Origin of the sequence: Sphingobium naphthae (assembly GCF_043589935.1) — a bacterium.
GTDB lineage: Bacteria > Pseudomonadota > Alphaproteobacteria > Sphingomonadales > Sphingomonadaceae > Sphingobium > Sphingobium naphthae_A.
Genome location: NZ_CP171454.1, coordinates 2,519,609 through 2,535,923, shown reverse-complemented (window position 1 = coordinate 2,535,923; position 16,315 = coordinate 2,519,609). Strand labels below are relative to the sequence as shown.

12 protein-coding genes, 1 tRNA gene and 1 pseudogene are annotated in these 16,315 nt (G+C 65.4%); 8 read left to right on the top strand and 6 right to left on the bottom strand.

Features of this window, described 5'->3' with window-relative positions; all coding sequences use genetic code 11:
• Positions 1–78: 78 nt before the first annotated feature.
• Positions 79–2,409 carry a TonB-dependent receptor plug domain-containing protein gene (locus ACGGKE_RS12550; RefSeq protein WP_394438366.1) on the bottom strand — a complete coding sequence of 777 codons (2,331 nt, stop codon included), beginning with the start codon at positions 2,407–2,409 and terminating at the stop codon, positions 79–81.
• A 196-nt stretch (positions 2,410–2,605) separates the two neighbouring features.
• Here ACGGKE_RS12550 and ACGGKE_RS12545 point away from each other — a divergent pair.
• From ACGGKE_RS12545 to ACGGKE_RS12525, 5 genes and pseudogenes are all read left to right on the top strand, one after another.
• Positions 2,606–2,665: pseudogene (locus ACGGKE_RS12545) on the top strand (hypothetical protein); the annotation flags it as partial.
• Positions 2,665–3,273 carry an IS5 family transposase gene (locus tag ACGGKE_RS12540; protein WP_394438364.1) on the top strand — a complete coding sequence of 203 codons (609 nt, stop codon included), beginning with the start codon at positions 2,665–2,667 and terminating at the stop codon, positions 3,271–3,273. The pseudogene ACGGKE_RS12545 and the gene ACGGKE_RS12540, both read left to right, overlap by 1 nt.
• A gap of 72 nt (positions 3,274–3,345) precedes the next feature.
• Complete coding sequence (locus ACGGKE_RS12535) at positions 3,346–4,440, top strand: phytase (protein ID WP_394438362.1); 1,095 nt, start codon at positions 3,346–3,348, stop codon at positions 4,438–4,440.
• A 92-nt stretch (positions 4,441–4,532) separates the two neighbouring features.
• The gene (gene lgt / locus ACGGKE_RS12530; RefSeq protein WP_394438360.1) at positions 4,533–5,414 is read left to right on the top strand and encodes a prolipoprotein diacylglyceryl transferase; all 882 of its coding nucleotides are present in this window, start codon (positions 4,533–4,535) and stop codon (positions 5,412–5,414) included.
• Complete coding sequence (locus tag ACGGKE_RS12525) at positions 5,404–6,468, top strand: class I SAM-dependent methyltransferase (protein ID WP_394438358.1); 1,065 nt, start codon at positions 5,404–5,406, stop codon at positions 6,466–6,468. Before lgt ends, ACGGKE_RS12525 begins: the two co-directional genes overlap by 11 nt.
• Positions 6,469–6,486: 18 nt before the next feature.
• Here the strand turns inward: ACGGKE_RS12525 and gmk are convergent, their stop codons facing one another.
• Complete coding sequence (gene gmk / locus ACGGKE_RS12520) at positions 6,487–7,152, bottom strand: guanylate kinase (protein ID WP_394438356.1); 666 nt, start codon at positions 7,150–7,152, stop codon at positions 6,487–6,489.
• A 51-nt stretch (positions 7,153–7,203) separates the two neighbouring features.
• On the opposite strand from gmk, the gene ACGGKE_RS12515 reads away from it, so the two are divergent.
• Positions 7,204–7,776 (top strand): DUF2585 domain-containing protein, encoded by a 573-nt coding sequence (locus tag ACGGKE_RS12515; protein ID WP_394438353.1) that lies wholly within the window; start codon positions 7,204–7,206, stop codon positions 7,774–7,776.
• 9 nt (positions 7,777–7,785) lie between these two features.
• Here ACGGKE_RS12515 and ACGGKE_RS12510 read toward each other — a convergent pair whose 3' ends face one another.
• Positions 7,786–8,127 carry a hypothetical protein gene (locus tag ACGGKE_RS12510; protein ID WP_394438351.1) on the bottom strand — a complete coding sequence of 114 codons (342 nt, stop codon included), beginning with the start codon at positions 8,125–8,127 and terminating at the stop codon, positions 7,786–7,788.
• 40 nt (positions 8,128–8,167) lie between these two features.
• On the bottom strand, positions 8,168–9,553 hold the full coding sequence (gene fumC, locus ACGGKE_RS12505; RefSeq protein ID WP_394438348.1) for a class II fumarate hydratase: 1,386 nt from the start codon (positions 9,551–9,553) through the stop codon (positions 8,168–8,170).
• Positions 9,554–9,675: 122 nt separating this feature from the next.
• On the opposite strand from fumC, the gene ACGGKE_RS12500 reads away from it, so the two are divergent.
• Positions 9,676–10,893 carry an MBL fold metallo-hydrolase gene (locus ACGGKE_RS12500; RefSeq protein ID WP_394438345.1) on the top strand — a complete coding sequence of 406 codons (1,218 nt, stop codon included), beginning with the start codon at positions 9,676–9,678 and terminating at the stop codon, positions 10,891–10,893.
• 60 nt (positions 10,894–10,953) lie between these two features.
• Here ACGGKE_RS12500 and ACGGKE_RS12495 read toward each other — a convergent pair.
• Positions 10,954–11,040, bottom strand: a tRNA-Leu gene (locus tag ACGGKE_RS12495).
• 154 nt (positions 11,041–11,194) lie between these two features.
• On the opposite strand from ACGGKE_RS12495, the gene ACGGKE_RS12490 reads away from it, so the two are divergent.
• Entirely contained in the window at positions 11,195–11,755 is a 561-nt protein-coding gene (locus ACGGKE_RS12490) for a hypothetical protein (RefSeq protein WP_394438343.1), read from the top strand.
• A gap of 20 nt (positions 11,756–11,775) precedes the next feature.
• Here ACGGKE_RS12490 and gltB read toward each other — a convergent pair whose 3' ends face one another.
• Positions 11,776–16,314 (bottom strand): glutamate synthase large subunit, encoded by a 4,539-nt coding sequence (gene gltB, locus ACGGKE_RS12485; protein ID WP_394438341.1) that lies wholly within the window; start codon positions 16,312–16,314, stop codon positions 11,776–11,778.
• Position 16,315: the final 1 nt, after the last annotated feature.

Genomic DNA, 16,315 nt, shown 5'->3' with positions numbered 1-16,315 from the left:
CTGGCTCACCAATAATCGCTGACATAGAAAAAGGGGCCGCGCCACTGGCGCAGCCCCTTCCCATTCGGACGTGGCCGATCAGAAGGCCATGCGCGCGATCAACTGGAAGACGGGACCCGCCTTCTCGCTTTCCAGCTCATATTCGTCGAAGTTGCGGTCGATCTGGTCGGCCAGATTGTCGAACTTGTTGAACGTCTCGCGCTTGGCGCCGTTCAGCAGGTTGGATCCCACCGCGCGAATGGTGAACGTCTTGCCAAAGCGCTTCTCCACGAACACTTCCAGCTCGGCGCCGTAGGTGGTCGTCACTTCCTCCGCGATTACCCGGCTATAGGCCGCGCCCTGCTTGCGATAGGTGGCGCCGAACGCCGCGCCGAAGGTCGGGAAGTCCTGGATGAAGCCGAAATTATAGACATATTTCGACTGGTTGTTGAAGCGACGCTCACCCAGTTCGTCGGTGATCTCGCTGTCCAGCCAGGACAGGTTGCCGAACAGGCCGGTATTGGGCAGGCCGATGAAGCCAAGGTCGGTCGACAGGTCGAATTCGACGCCATAGACCTTGCCGTCGCCCACGTTCATCGGCGTGTAGACGAAAGTGCCTTCGCCTTCCGACCCTTCCTCGCCCGTGTTGGTGAGTTCGATCAGGTCCTTGACGTCGCGATAGAAGAAGTTGACGCCCACGATGCCGCGGCTGCCCATGCGATGCTCATAGCCGATGTCGAAGCCCCAGGCGCTTTCGGGGTCGAGCTGCGGGTTGCCGAGCAGGTCGCTGTCACCGACTTCCTCTTCCAGCGTCGCAGGCAGGATATAGTCGAACTGCGGGCGGCGCAGCGTGCGCGCGACCGAACCGATGATGCGATCCTTGTCGGTCAGCGACAGCTTGAACGATGCCGACGGCAGGAACTTGCCATAGCTGTTCGACTGATCGGCGATGTCCTCGTCCACCGTATAATCGGTGACGCGCACCTTGGTATGCTCGTAGCGGACGCCCGCTTCCCACTTGATCGCACCGGTATCGCCCTCGATCAGGGCGAAGGCGTCGCGACGCTTCTCCTTGATCCGGCTGTCGCCGCCGTCGATCGCTTCCAACTCCTCAAACTCGGTCGCCAGGTCGGTGGGGTTCTGCTGGAACTGGTTCCACTCGAAGCTGCCCGTGCCTTCCTGCTCGGCTTGGAAGATGCCGGTGCGGCGCGTCTTGTCCTGATAATAGCCGCCGAACACGAACTTCATCGTCTCGCCCAGCGGAATCTCATGCTCCAGCTTGACGGTGAATTCCTGGTCCTCGATGTCCGTCTGGGTCAGCGTGCCTTCGAACTCGGGATCGTCGCCCTCGTCCACGTCGAAGCCGATCTCATATTCGGTTTCGCGGCGATCCTCGATGAACTTGGCATAGCCCACGCGCAGCGAGGTCTTGCCCGCCGACCAATCCTGGGTCAGCTTGCCGTCGATCGAGTAATTTTCCTGGTCGATCTTGGCGACGTTCGCATTGTCGCTCAGCAGGTTGCCGTCCGGCACCGGGCCGGTGACCGCGGTCGGATCATCATATTCGAAGCTGCGCTCGGTCTCCGTGCGATCGGTCTTCACATAGAAGCCGTTCAGCTTGAAATTGGTGTCGCCCGCATCGATTTCGTAGCTGCCGTTGAAGCTGTAATCCTTGCCATCGCGCGTGTCCGTCTGGTCCTCGCGATTGTCGAATTCCTCGGTCGCATAATCGGCGACATTCTCGGGCGAATCGCCGTAGCGCAGGCTGGTCTTCTTCTTGGGATTGTGACGACCCTGAAGATTGCCGCCCAGCAGCAGGCGGCCCGGACCGACCGCGCCGCCCCAGACGAAGCCGAGGCTTGGTTCCAGCTCATTGTCGTCATAGACCAGGCCACCGGCGCGGACATAGCCGCCGTTCAGCTCATAGCCGTCACGCAGGTTGATGTTGAGCGTACCGGCGATCGCATCGCCCGTGCGCCGCGCCGAGGAGGAGCGCACGATCTCGACGCTGTCGATCAGTTCGGCCGGAATGCGGTCCATGAAGAAGCTGCGGTCGGTCGATCCGCCCGGCACGCGCTCGCCGTTGATCAGGATCTGGGTATAGCCCGGCGGCAGGCCGCGCAGCTGCGGCGCGTCGCTTTCGATCACGTCCGACAGGAAGGTGACGGACGGCACGCGCTTCAGCGCGTCGCCCGCAGTCAGCGGCTCGAAGCGCTGGAAATAGTCGGTGCCATATTTCAGCACCGGCTCGGGCGTGTCCGTCCGGTCGCGATAGCCGATGCCGGCGATGACGACGATGTCCGACGCCTGCGTGATCGGTCCGTCCGTCCTCGACACTTCGTCCGAAGTCGACGGCGCCTGCGCAAGAGCTTGGGAAGAGATAAGCGCCATCGAAGCGCAACCAAGCATCAGCCACTTATTCGCGACCATATTGCCCCCTAGGTTTCGTGGACAAAGCTTGACTGGGTGACTCCGGATCGATTCAAGGCTGGTTTTGGGAGGCAGACTTGGGCGAACGGATCGGTGTTTCGGATGAAGAATGGGCACTGATCGGACCGCTTTTGCCATCAGAGCGAGGATGCGGCTGCCGCCCTGCGGGCGATAATCGACCCTATTTTTTGAAGGGATGATGTGGATCGCGCGGACCGGATCGCAATGGCGTCACCTGCCCGATGAATATGGGAAGTGGAACAGCGTCTTCCGGCGCTACCGGCGCTGGGTGGAGACCGGGGTGTTCGACGCGATGCTGGAGACCTTGGCCGGGATGGCCGGTGGGGATCGCACCGCCGACATGATCGACAGCATAATCGTCCGGGCGCACCATTGTGCGGTCGGCATAAAAAGGGGACTCAGCAAACCGAGGCGCTTGGCCGATCGCGCGGCGGCTTCACCACCAAGCTCCATGCCCGATGCGATGCGAAAGGCCGTCCGCTCGGCTTCGTGATGACGCCGGGACAGGCGCATGATGTGCAGGGCTTTGGCCCGCTGTTCCGCATGATCGCTGACCGGGTCCATGCCCTGCTCGCTGATCGCGGTTACGACGCCGACGCCATCCGCGCCGAGATCGCCATCGCGGGCACTCAGGCCGTGATCCCGGCGAAGAAGGGCCGGCGCACACCAGCCCTCCATGATCGCCGGAAATATCGGCTGCGCAATCAGATCGAGCGTCTGTTCAACAAGCTCAAGAACTGGCGCCGCGTCGCTACCCGGTACGACAAGAGCAAAAGCTCCTACCTCGGCTTCGTCAGCCTCGCCTCAGCATCGCTCTGGCTCCCCTTTGTCCACGAAACCTAGTCATGATGAGAAATTGACGAACGGGGCCGGTCTTGTATCTAGCCCCTCGTCCCGCGCCGCTAGGAGTTGTTCATGACCGCATCGCGAAATAAATATTACACTTCGATGATTTCCTGTTTCACTTTGATGACACTCGCGGCTTGCACGGCGACCGAGCAGGAAATTCCCGTCGAAGTCCGCATCGCCCATGCGACGCCCGCGGTCTCGGTCACGGCGCGCGGCGAGACCACGCCGGTGGGCACGCCCAATGCGGACGCCGCCGACGATCCGGCGATCTGGCGCAATGCCGCCGATCCCGCGCAGAGCCTGATCGTGGGCACGGACAAGAAGGCGGGTCTTTATGTCTATGGCCTCGACGGCAAGAGCCGCGATTTTCTGGATGCCGGCCGCGTCAACAATGTCGACCTGAAGGATGGCGTGGCCATCAACGGCGCGCAGGGCGTGCTGGTCGCCGCGTCGGACCGCAATGACGTCGCCAATGCCAAGATCGCGCTGTTCCGCCTCGACACCGCGACCGCGAAGCTGACGGCCATCGGCAAGGTCGACGGCGGCCGGGGCGAAGCCTATGGCATCTGCCTTGGCCGGGACGAAAGCGGCCTGTCCGCCTATATCGTTCTGAAGGACGGGACCATCAACCAGGTCGCGATCGACACGTCCGGCGCCACGCCTGCCGGCCGCATCGTACGCACCATGAAGCTTGGCACCCAGGCGGAAGGCTGCGCCGTCGATGACCGCACCCATATCCTCTATGTCGCGGAAGAGGATGTCGGCCTGTGGCGCTTCGACGCGCGCGCGAGCGGCGCCACAACGCTGACGAAGATCGCTGCGGCGGACGGCAAGAACCTGGTCATGGATGCCGAAGGCGTGGCGATTGCGCCGATCGGGGAGAAGGACGGCTATGTCCTCGTCTCCAGCCAGGGCGACAATGCCTATGTCCTCTACCGCCTGCGCGACGACGCCTATGTCGGCCGCTTCCGCGTCGTGGATGGCGCGGTTGGCGGGTCGGAGGAAACCGACGGCATCGAACTGATGCTCGGCGATTTCGGCCCTGCTTTTCCCGGCGGCCTGTTCATCGCGCAGGACGGCCATAATGCGGCGGCGGCGCAGAATTTCAAGCTCGTCGCCTGGGATGACATCGTCCAGGCGCTCGGCCTGCCGCAGCCGTGACGATCAAGGGGGCGGGCGGACAAAGCGCCCGCCCCCTTTTCAGCCCCTTGGTCTGGCGCGGCCCTTGCTCTATGGGGTCAGGCCTGTCCAACATGAGGGAAGCCGATTTGATCCTGGACCTTGCCGCGGCCGCTTCGACCGCCATCCATTTCAACGATCTGGGGCTCGATCCCGTCGCGCTCGACCTCGGCTTCTTCCAGTTGAAATGGTACAGCCTCGCCTATCTGGCCGGCATCCTGATCGGCTACTGGTATCTGCTCAAGCTGGTCGCGCAGCCCGGATCGCCGATGGCGCGCCGCCATGCCGACGACATGATCTTCTATGCGACGCTGGGCATCATCATCGGCGGGCGGCTGGCCTATGTGATCTTCTACCAGCCCGAGATCCTGGCAAATCCGCTCGACATCCTCAAGCTGTGGAATGGCGGCATGTCCTTCCATGGCGGCGCGGTCGGCGTGTCGCTGGGCATCCTGTACATGGCGTGGAAGGAAAAATTGAGCTGGCTGCGCATCCATGACTATGTCGCCTGCGTCGTGCCCTTCGGCCTGTTCTTCGGCCGCCTCGCCAATTTCGTGAACGGCGAATTGTGGGGCAAGGCGAGCGACGTGCCCTGGGCGATCGTCTTTCCCACCGGCGGCGACGTGCCGCGCCACCCCAGCCAGCTCTACGAAGCCGGGCTGGAAGGCATCGTCCTGTTCCTGATCCTCGCCTTCGCCTTCTGGAAGACCAAGGCGCGCTACCAGCCGGGCATGCTGGTTGGCCTGTTCCTGCTCGGCTATGGCTGCTTCCGCTTCGGCATCGAATATGTGCGCGAAGCCGACGCGCAGCTAATGGAGTTCGCCGCGCGCACCGGCCTGCACATGGGCCAGTGGCTCTGCATCCCGATGATCCTCGGGGGCCTCTATCTCATCGCGACGGCCAGGGGGCGGCGCCTGCGCGTCGAGCCGGTCGCCGGCGGCGCCAGTGTCGCCTGATCCGCTGCCGCTGGCCGAAAGGCTGGCGCGGCAGATCGCCTCGGGCGGGCCGATCTCGGTCGCGCACTACATGGCCGAGGCGAACCAGCATTATTACGGCACGCGCGATCCGCTGGGGGCGGAGGGGGATTTCACCACCGCGCCGGAAATCAGCCAGATGTTCGGCGAGCTGATCGGCCTCGCGATCGCCGACATCTGGATGCGATCGGGCCGGCGCGGACAGGCCGCCTATGTGGAGCTTGGCCCCGGGCGCGGCACGCTGGCGTCCGACGCGCTGCGGGCGATGGCGCGCGTGGCCTTCGCGCCGCCGGTCCACTTCGTCGAGACCAGCCCCGCCCTGCGCGGCCGGCAGCAGGCATTGCTGCCCACCGTCATCCACCATGACATGATCGCCAGCCTGCCCGAACAGGGGCCGCTGCTGGTCGTCGCCAACGAGTTTTTCGATGCCCTGCCGGTGCGTCAATATATCCGCGTCGGCGACGAATGGCGCGAGCGGGTGCTGCTGGCGCGGGAGGAGCCGGGCCGCTTCATCCCGGTGGCGGGGTATCGCCGCATCGAATCCGGCCTGCCGCCGATCGCCGCGGCCGCGCCCGATGGCGCCATCCTCGAATCGCCAATCGCTGGGGCGGAGATCGCCTATGCCCTGGCGCAGCGCATCGCCCGTCAGGGGGGGGCTGCGATCCTCATCGACTATGGCTATGAAGGTCCGGCGCTCGGCGACACGCTCCAGGCGGTGAAGGCGCACCAGTTCGCCGATCCCTTCGCGGATCCCGGGGAAGTCGATCTCACCACGCATGTCGATTTCACGACATTGGGCAATATGGCGCGTCAAGCCGGGCTGCGCGTCCACGGACCCGTCGGCCAGGGCGATTTCCTGCGCCAGCTGGGCATCGACGCGCGCGCGGCGCAGCTCGCCGCGACCGCGCCTGACCGCGCGCAGGAGGTGCAGGCAGCCGCCCACCGGCTGACCGATGCGGACGCGATGGGCGCCTTGTTCAAGGTGATGGCCTGGACCCACCCCGACTGGGCCGATCCGGCGGGGTTCGAAGGCTAGCGCGACCGCCGGGCCCGCTCAATCGTCCTGATGATAGCGGCTGAGCTTGCGGATGAAGCCGATGAGGCCGGTCTGGCGGCTGCGTTTCATGCGTTCGGCATGCAGAATGGTTTGGACCCGGCGGAAACAATCGTCGGCGTCGACATTGCACAGCACATAGTCATAGCCGTCCCAGTGCGCGATCTCACCCGCCGCGCGCGCCATCCGGCCTTCGATCACGTCGTTGCTGTCGGTCGCCCGTCCGCGCAGGCGGCGCTCCAGCTCCTCCATCGAGGGCGGCAGGATGAAGACGCGCACCACATCGCCCCCGGCGATCTGGTGCAGCTGCTGCGCGCCCTGCCAGTCGATGTCGAACAGCACGTCCTTGCCGGACTTGAGCATCGCCTCCACCGGCGCGCGCGGCGTGCCGTAGCGCTGGCCAAAGACATGCGCCCATTCCAGAAATTCATGCTCGTTCGCCATCCGCCGGAATTCTTCCAGGTCGACGAAATGATAATCCTTGCCCTCGACCTCACCCGGGCGCATCGGCCGGGTCGTGGCCGACACCGACATGGACAGGTCCGGTTCGGCCGCCAGCAACTTGCGCGCGATCGTCGATTTGCCTGCGCCCGATGGCGAGGACAGGACGAAAAGCACGCCGCGGCGCTTGAAATCGGGAATATCTGTGAGGATGCTGTCGGCCATGGCCGCTAGTGGCCTCAATGACGCATTTTTGCAAGGGTGGGGGACAGGCGATTGGCACGAACGCGCAAGGGACGGAACCGGCGCGGCCTGCTGCTGGCGGCGCTGATCGCGGCGGCGGCCTGCGCCCTGCTCTTCCTGATGGACCGCCCCCCCATCTGCACCTGCGGGCGGGTCGAACTCTGGCACGGCGCGCTCGACAGCGGCAACAGCCAGCATATCGCGGACTGGTACAGCCTCAGCCATGTGATCCACGGCTTCCTCTTCTACGCCCTCGCGCACTGGCTGCTGCGCCGCCAGCCCATCGGCATGCGGCTGGCGCTGGCGGTCGCGCTGGAGGCGACACAGGAAGTGGTCGAAAACTCGCCCGTGATCATCGACCGCTATCGCAAGGCCACGATCGCGCTTGGCTATTCTGGCGACTCGATAGTCAATTCGATGAGCGACATCGCCATGATGGCGGCGGGCTTCCTGTTCGCTTGGCGCGCGCCGCTCTGGGCTACCATCATCGTGGCGATCGCGCTGGAGCTGCTGGCCTTGTGGGTGATCCGCGACAATCTGACGCTTAACATCCTGATGCTGAGCTGGCCGATCGAAGCCGTCCGCGATTGGCAAGCGGCGCTCTGACGCCGTCGGTCAGGCGTTGCTGGTCTTGCGCGCGCTTTCGATAGGAATGGGTTCACCGCTCTTGTCGGGCAGCAGCTTCTGCGCCTTCTTGCGATCCGCCGCGCGCTTCGCCTCATAGAGCTTGCCTGCCATATAGGCGCCGGTGACGAACAGCGCGCCGGTGGGATAGCGCAGGATCAGCCGTTTGGCCCCGGCGCCGGCCAGCAGGCCGATGACGCCCTTCTTGCCGGTGTCGGCCGCGACCCGCGCCGCAACGAGGGTCGCCCCGACCCGCGCGGCCTTACGCAAAATCCCCCGCTTTTGCGGCGGGCGGACGGTGACAAGGGCGGGGGGCGCGGATTTCCTCTTCATATCCGGTCAATGTATCGCGCGGCGACTGGTTCCGCCACGCTCACACCATATTTTCGGGGCGCACCAGCCGGTCGAATGTCGGCCCATCGACCAGCCCCAGCTCCAGCCCCGCCTCGCGCAGCGTCTGTCCCTGCTTATGGGCATGTTTGGCGATGGCGGCCGCATTGTCATAGCCGATTTCGGGCGCCAGCGCCGTCACCAGCATCAGCGACCGGTCGACGAGGTCGGCGATGCGGGCTTCATTGGCCTGCAGCCCCTCGACGCAGCGCGCGGCGAAGCTTTCCATACCGACGCTCAGCAGATGGATCGAGCGCAGCACATTGGCGCCAATCAGCGGCATGAAGACATTGAGTTCGAAATGCCCCTGCATCCCGCCGACGGTTACCGCCTGATGATTGCCGATCACCTGCGCCGCCACCATGGTCAGCGATTCGCACTGGGTCGGGTTGACCTTGCCCGGCATGATCGAACTGCCCGGTTCATTGGCCGGCAGGTCCAGCTCGCCCAGGCCCGATCGCGGCCCCGAGCCGAGAAAGCGAATGTCGTTGGCGATCTTGGTCAGCGCCACCGCCAGGCTGTTCAGCGCGCCGGAATAGAAGACCAGCCCATCCTTGGCGGCGAGCTGCTCGAACTTGTTGGGCGCGCTTTCGAACGACGTGCCGGCGATGTCGCTGATCGCCGCGACCATATCCTCGGCCCAACCCTCGGGCGCATTGAGCCCGGTGCCGACCGCCGTGCCGCCGATCGCCAGCTTGCGAATACTGCCGTTGAGCGCGCCCTCGATCCGCGCCTTGCTGCTGATCAGCTGCGCGGCATAGCCTGAAAATTCCTGGCCCAGCGTCAGCGGCGTCGCATCCTGCGTATGGGTGCGGCCGATCTTGACGATATGGCTCCACCCCTTCGCCTTGGCCGTGAGCGCGGCGGTTAGCGTCTCCAGCGCCGGGATCAGCCGGTCGCGCGTCGCCAGCACCGTCGCGACATGCAGCGCGGTCGGAAAGCTGTCGTTGGACGACTGGCTCATATTCACATGATCATTGGGATGGACGGGGCTCTTGCCGCCGCGGGTGCCGGCAAGCTGTTCATTGGCATAGCCGGCGATCACTTCATTGACGTTCATGTTGGTCTGGGTGCCGCTGCCGGTCTGCCAGATGACGAGCGGGAACTGGTCGTCCAGCGCGCCCGACACGATGCGCTGCGCCGCCTGCTCGATGCCCTCGACAATCTTGGAATCCAGTCCGTGCTTCGCGTTCACCCGCGCCGCCGCCTGCTTCACGATCGCCTGGGCGTGGACGATGCCGATCGGCATCCGCTCGGTCGCGCCAAAGGGGAAATTCTCGATGCTCCGCTGCGTCTGCGCGCCCCAATAGGCGCTGGCGGGCACCTCGATGGCTCCGATGCTGTCGGTTTCGGTGCGCGTGTCGGCCATGAAGCGGGACTCCTAATTGAGAACAGATCGCAAAACATGTAGCGCGCCGGGCCGGGATTCCAACCCTTGTCCCCTCCGCTCGCTGCGCTATGCACGCAGCTGTCATCAGCGCGGGAGCATCCATGGGTCGGCTTGTCAGCATCATCCGGGGCGCGGGGGTCGCGCTGCTGTTCCTGCTGATCGCCTTGTGCCTGGCGATCACGATCCTGCCGCCCTTCCTCGACCGCATCTATTATGATGGGCCGGTCAGCCGCCATTATGACGGCGCGCGCTTCTTCAATCCCGACGGCGACATCGACACGCCCGCCCCGCCGGGCGCCAGCCGATCGGGTTTCATCGCCCGCTATCTGCTGGGCGACGACGACCGGCCCGCCTGGCCGGAAGCGGTCGCGGTCAAGCCGGCGCGTCCCGCGCCCTTCGCCGCCCCGCGCGGCATGAGCGCCACCTGGGTCGGCCATGCGACCGTGCTGGTTCAGGCAGCAGGGCTCAACATCCTGACCGATCCGATCTGGTCCGACTATGCCAGCCCCTTTCCGCCGCTGGGCCCCAAGCGCGTGGCGCAACCCGGCATCCGCTTCGACGATCTGCCCAAAATCGACCTGATCGTCATCAGCCACAATCACTATGATCATATGGACCTGCCGACGCTGAAGCGGCTCTGGGCGCGCGACCGGCCCAGGATCGTCACCAGCCTGGGCAATGACGCGATCCTCAAGGATAATGGCATCCCCGCGACCGCGCTCGACTGGGGCCAGTCGGTCAGCGGCGCGGCGCTCAACGGTCTCGCGCCGCAAGCGGTGATCCAGTGCGGCAATTACGAACATTGCCCTGATTATCGCGTCCATGTGACCCGCAACCATCATTGGGGCAGCCGCTGGGGCAGCGACCGCAACCGTGCGCTCTGGTCGAGCTTCGTCATCGAAACCCGCGCGGGCAATATCTTCTTCGCCGGCGACACCGGCGCTGGCGACATGGGCTGGCCAGTGCAGGCGCGCCGTTTCGGGCCGATCCGCCTGGCGCTGATCCCGATCGGCGCCTTCCGCTTCTGGAAGGGGCAGATGCAATCGGACGCGCATATCGGCCCTCTGCAGGCGGCGGAGGTGTTCAGGCGGCTGGGCGCGTCGAGCGCGATCCCCATCCATTGGGGCACATTCCGCCTGTCCTATGAAGGCTGGAACACGCCGCCCCGCATGCTGCGACTGGCGCTGCGCTGCGCCGGGATCGACGCCCGGCGCTTCGCCCCGCTGCGCATCGGTCAGACGCTGGCGGTGCCGACCGTCAGCCCGGTGCCGTCGGTGCCCCGGCGCTGCGACGAACGCGCGATCCGGGCGCTGGAATAGGCTCAGGCCCCAGGGCGCGGAGCGGGTGCCTTCTGCCGATTGCTGCTGCTGAAGAAAAGATGGTGCGGTCGAGAAGACTCGAACTTCCACGGCCTTTCGGCCACAACGACCTCAACGTTGCGCGTCTACCAATTCCGCCACGACCGCACATCAACAGGGAAACCGGCGGGGCCGGTGCCTTGGTAGGAGGCGGCCCTTAGCAAAGGCTTTTGGGTCATGCAACAAGTGATCTGCATCTGCGTTGGGTTTGTCGGGAGGGGCTATGGGTGAACCGCCCGAGCGGGCGGGAGGAGTGGACAAGATGCGACTTTGGATGCTGTCGGGCACGACCGTGGCCGCCGCGACGGCAATGGGCCTGACGCTGGGAAGCTATGCCGTCAGCCCCCAGCGTTCGCCGCTGGAGCGCGACGCCGAACCTTCGCTCTACACCGACTTCGAAGCGCCCGTCGCGGATGCCGCCGATCCCGGCCCCCGCAGCATCCATTGCATCGGCTGCGGCCCGACGCTGGCCGACCGGCGCTATTCCGCCGCGATGGCGGGTTATGATGATTATGGCATGGTCGATGGCGGCAGCAGCGACCCTGTCGTCCAGGATTATTTGGCGGCGGCCGATGGCGGGACGGGATATGCTGCCGCGCCGGTTGAAGCTCCGATCCCGGTCATTCACCAGTTGCCGCCCAATGTCGTGCGCTTCGCCGACGCGCCCTCGCCCGCCGCGCGACCCCAGGCGCCCGTGCAGGATAGCGTTCAGGCACCCGCGCAAGCATCCGGCCCCGCCATGCGCGTCGCGCTGACGGAGCCGGCCGCCAGCCCCGCTGCCCGGGCGACGGCGCCGGGGGCAGCGACGACCGGCGCCTATTGAGGCGCCGAGGCCGCCGCTGCTTATTCGGCGGCGACCGTCTGCGCCGGCGCGTCGCTCAGCGGATGCGCCAGGCGGCTCACCATTTCCTTGGGGCAGACCTGCCAGACATAACGGCGCCAGCGATCCCAGTCGTCCAGGATGGTGTTCGACCATTTGCTGTCCGTCGCCACCGCATGTTCGGCGATCAGCGCCTTCAGCTGCGCTTCCCAATATGCGCTTTCCAGCCGCTGCCACAGGATGCTTTCGGGATTGGCGCGCGTCGGGAAGCTGCCATCCTCGTCCAGGATGAAGGCCATGCCGCCGGTCATGCCAGCGCCGAAATTGGCGCCGGTCTTGCCCAGGATCACGGCGGTGCCGCCGGTCATATATTCGCAGCCATTGGCGCCGCAGCCTTCGACCACCACCTGCGCGCCCGAATTGCGAACCGCGAAGCGCTCGCCCGCCTGGCCCGCCGCGAACAGCTTGCCGCTGGTCGCGCCGTAGAGGACGGTGTTGCCCAATATGGTGTTGTCCTTCGAGGACAGTGGCGATGACACGGTCGTGCGCACCTTGATGATGCCCCCAGACAGCCCCTTGCCGACATAGTCATTGGCGTCGCCGAACACCTCCAGCGTGATCCCCTTGCACAGGAACGCGCCCAGCGACTGACCCGCCGACCCGCGCAGCCGCACGGTCAGGTGTCCGTCCGCCAGAGCGGACATGCCGAACTTTTCGGTGATCTTCGCCGACAGGCGCGTGCCGACCGCGCGGTGCGTGTTGCGCACCGTATAGGTCAGCTGCATCTTCTCGCCCCGCTCGAACACGGCGCGCGCATCCTTCATCATCTGCGCGTCCAGGCTGTCGGGCACTTCGTTGCGCCAGGCGTCCAGCGAGAAGCGTCGCTGTTCGTCAGGCGCGTCGACCTTGGCCAAGATCGGGTTGAGGTCGAGATCGTCCAGATGCTCGGCGCCGCGATTGACCTGCTTCAGCAGCTCGGTGCGGCCGATCACCTCGTCCAGGCTGCGGAAGCCCAGGCGCGCCAATATCTCGCGCACTTCTTCGGCGATGAAGGTCATGAGGTTGATGACCTTTTCCGGCGTGCCGGTGAATTTCTGACGCAGCTTCTCATCCTGCACGCACACGCCCACCGGGCAGGTGTTGCTGTGGCACTGACGCACCATGATGCAGCCCATCGCGACCAGGCTCAGCGTGCCGATGCCATATTCCTCCGCGCCCAGGATCGCGGCGATGACGATGTCGCGCCCGGTCTTGAGCCCGCCATCGGTGCGCAGCTTGACGCGATGGCGCAGACCGTTGAGCGTCAGCACCTGATTGGCTTCCGACAGGCCCATTTCCCAGGGCGTGCCGGCATATTTGATCGACGTTTGCGGGCTCGCCCCAGTGCCGCCGACATGGCCGGCGACCAGGATGACGTCGGCATGCGCCTTGGCGACGCCGGCGGCGACCGTGCCAATGCCGGCCTGGCTCACCAGCTTGACGCAGACCCGCGCGCGCGGGTTGATCATCTTGCAGTCGTAGATGAGCTGCGCCAGATCCTCGATCGAATAGATATCATGGTGCGGCGGGGGCGAAATCAGCGTCACGCCGGGCGTCGAATGGCGCAGGCGGGCGATGAACTCGGTCACCTTGAAGCCGGGCAGCTGGCCGCCCTCGCCGGGCTTGGCGCCCTGCGCGACCTTGATCTCGATCTCCTCGGCGCTGCCCAGATATTCGGCATGGACGCCAAAGCGGCCCGACGCGATCTGCTTGATCACCGAATTGGCGTTGTCGCCATTTTCATAGGGCTTGAAGCGCGCGGCATCCTCGCCGCCTTCGCCCGACACCGCCTTGGCGCCGATGCGGTTCATCGCGATCGCCAGCGTTTCATGCGCTTCGGGGCTGAGCGCGCCCAGCGACATGCCCGGCGTGACGAAGCGCTTGCGGATCTCGGTGGTAGCCTCCACCTCGTCGATCGGCACCGCCTCGCGCGCGAAGTTGAACTCCATCAGGTCGCGCAGATAGACCGCCGGCAAGTCGCGCACCCCACGCGAAAATTGCAGATAGGTCGAATAGCTGTCGGTCGCGACCGCGGTCTGCAGCAGGTGCATCAGCTGCGCGGAATAGGCATGGCTCTCGCCGCCATTGCGCTGGCGATAGAAGCCGCCGACCGGCAGGCGCACGACCGCCGCGTCATAGGCCGCCTGATGCCGCAGCATCGCGCTATAATGCAGCGACTGATAGCCTTCGCCCGAAATCTTCGCGGGCATGCCGGGGAACAGGTCGTTGACCAGCGCGCGCGACAGGCCGACTGCTTCGAAATTATAGCCGCCGCGATAGGAGCTGATGACCGCGATGCCCATCTTGGACATGATCTTCAGCAGCCCTTCGTTGATCGCCTTGCGATACCGCTCGACGCACTGGTCGAAGCTCAGGTCGCCGAACAGGCCGCGCGCATGGCGATCGGCAATGCTCGCTTCGGCCAGATAGGCGTTCACCGTGGTCGCGCCGACGCCGATCAGCACCGCATAATAATGGGTGTCGAGCGCTTCGGAGCAGCGGATGTTGATCGACGCGTAGCTGCGCAGCCCCTTGCGCACCAGATGCGTGTGCACCGCCGCCGCCGCCAGCACGCCCTGGATGGCGACGCGCTCGGCATTGACATGCTCGTCGGTCAGGAAGATTTCGGTCCGTCCCTCGCGCACCGCCTGCTCGGCTTCCTGACGAATGCGTGCGATCGCCGCGCGCAGCTGCTCCTGCCCGCCTTCGGCCGGGAAGGTGCAGTCGATCTCCGCCACCGCCGCGCCGAAATAGGCCTTCAGCCGCGCCCATTCGCCGCTCGTCACCACCGGGGATTCCAGCACCAGCACATGGCTGTTCTGCGCGCCTTCCTCCAGGATGTTGTGCAGGTTGGCGAAGCGGGTCTTCAGGCTCATCACATGCCGTTCGCGCAGGCTGTCGATCGGCGGGTTGGTGACCTGGCTGAAATTCTGGCGGAAGAAATGGCTGATCGTGCGCGGCTTGTCGGAAATGACGGCGAGCGGCGTGTCGTCGCCCATCGATCCGATCGCTTCCTTCGCATCCTCGACCATGGGGCTGAGGATCAGCTCCATATCCTCCAGCGTCAGGTTGGCGGCGACCTGCCGGCGCGTCAGTTCCGCCTTGTCCCAGGCGGGCAGCGCGCTGGGCGCATCGCCCAGGTCATCGACCGTCAGGAAGTCCTTGATCAGCTCGCCATAGGGGCGTTCGCCCGCAATCTGGTCCTTGATCGCGCGATCCTCGTAGATTTCGCCTTCGGCCAGGTCCACCGCGATCATCTGGCCCGGGCCCATGCGGCCCTTCTTGACGATGGTGGTTTCGGGCACGACGACCATGCCGGTTTCCGATCCCACGATCAGCAGATTGTCGCCGGTCAGCGTGTAGCGCAGCGGGCGCAGCGCATTGCGGTCGACGCCGGCCACGACCCAGCGGCCGTCGGTCATGGCGAGCGCGGCGGGTCCGTCCCACGGCTCCATCACGGACGCCAGATATTCATACATGTCGGCATGCGCCTTGGGCAGTTCGGCATTGTCCGCCTGCCACGCCTCGGGCACCAGCATCAGCTTGGCGGTGGGCGCGTCGCGGCCCGACCGGCAGATCGCCTCGAACACCGCATCCAGCGCAGCGGTGTCGGATGCGCCGGCCGGGATCACCGGCTTGATGTCCTCCGACTGCTCGCCAAAGGCCAGGCTCGCCATCTTGATCTCGTGGCTCTTCATCCAGTTCTGGTTGCCGCGGATCGTGTTGATCTCGCCATTATGGGCGAGCGTGCGGAACGGCTGGGCCAGCCACCATTGCGGGAAGGTGTTGGTCGAATAGCGCTGGTGGAAGATGGCGACGCGGCTCTCGAACCGCTCATCCTGCAGGTCGGGGTAAAAGACCGACAGCGATTCGGCCAGGAACAGCCCCTTGTAGATGATCGAGCGGCAGGACAGGGAGCAGACGTAGAAATCCTGGATCTGCGCCGCGATGACCTTGCGCTCGATCCGGCGGCGGATGAGGTAGAGCTCCTTTTCGAACTCGGCGGTGTCGCGTTCCTCGGGCATGGGGCCCGCGATCATGATCTGCTCGATTTCGGGCCGGGTGCGCTGCGCCTTCTCGCCGATGACCGACACGTCCACGGGCACCTGGCGCCAGCCATAGATGGTGTAGCCCGCCTCGATGATCTCGCTTTCGACGATCGTGCGGCAGGTTTCCTGGGCGGACAGGTCCGTGCGCGGCAGGAAGATCATGCCGACCGCCAGGCGGTTGGGCAGCGGCTTGTGCCCGCCATCGGCGATCGCGTCGTCGAAGAAGCGCACCGGCAGGTCGACATGGATGCCCGCGCCATCGCCGGTCTTGCCGTCCGCATCGACCGCGCCGCGGTGCCACACGGCCTTCAGCGCGTCGATCGCGCTCGCCACGACCCGGCGCGACGGCTTGCCATCGGTCGCCGCGACCAGGCCCACGCCGCAAGCGTCGCCCTCCATTTCGGGATGGTACATGCCCTCGGCAGCGATCCGTGCGCGCTCTTGCGGGCTGGCGGTGAAATTGGTGTCGCTCATC

What these genes read in the sequence shown, in the direction of transcription:
- ACGGKE_RS12535 (WP_394438362.1), top strand. Translation starts at nt 3,346, where the DNA reads ATGACCGCATCGCGAAATAAATATTACACTTCGATGATTTCCTGTTTC.
- lgt (WP_394438360.1), top strand. Translation starts at nt 4,533, where the DNA reads ATGAGGGAAGCCGATTTGATCCTGGACCTTGCCGCGGCCGCTTCGACC.
- ACGGKE_RS12490 (WP_394438343.1), top strand. Translation starts at nt 11,195, where the DNA reads ATGCGACTTTGGATGCTGTCGGGCACGACCGTGGCCGCCGCGACGGCA.
- ACGGKE_RS12500 (WP_394438345.1), top strand. Translation starts at nt 9,676, where the DNA reads ATGGGTCGGCTTGTCAGCATCATCCGGGGCGCGGGGGTCGCGCTGCTG.
- ACGGKE_RS12550 (WP_394438366.1), bottom strand. Translation starts at nt 2,409, where the DNA reads ATGGTCGCGAATAAGTGGCTGATGCTTGGTTGCGCTTCGATGGCGCTT.
- gmk (WP_394438356.1), bottom strand. Translation starts at nt 7,152, where the DNA reads ATGGCCGACAGCATCCTCACAGATATTCCCGATTTCAAGCGCCGCGGC.
- fumC (WP_394438348.1), bottom strand. Translation starts at nt 9,553, where the DNA reads ATGGCCGACACGCGCACCGAAACCGACAGCATCGGAGCCATCGAGGTG.
- gltB (WP_394438341.1), bottom strand. Translation starts at nt 16,314, where the DNA reads ATGAGCGACACCAATTTCACCGCCAGCCCGCAAGAGCGCGCACGGATC.
- ACGGKE_RS12510 (WP_394438351.1), bottom strand. Translation starts at nt 8,127, where the DNA reads ATGAAGAGGAAATCCGCGCCCCCCGCCCTTGTCACCGTCCGCCCGCCG.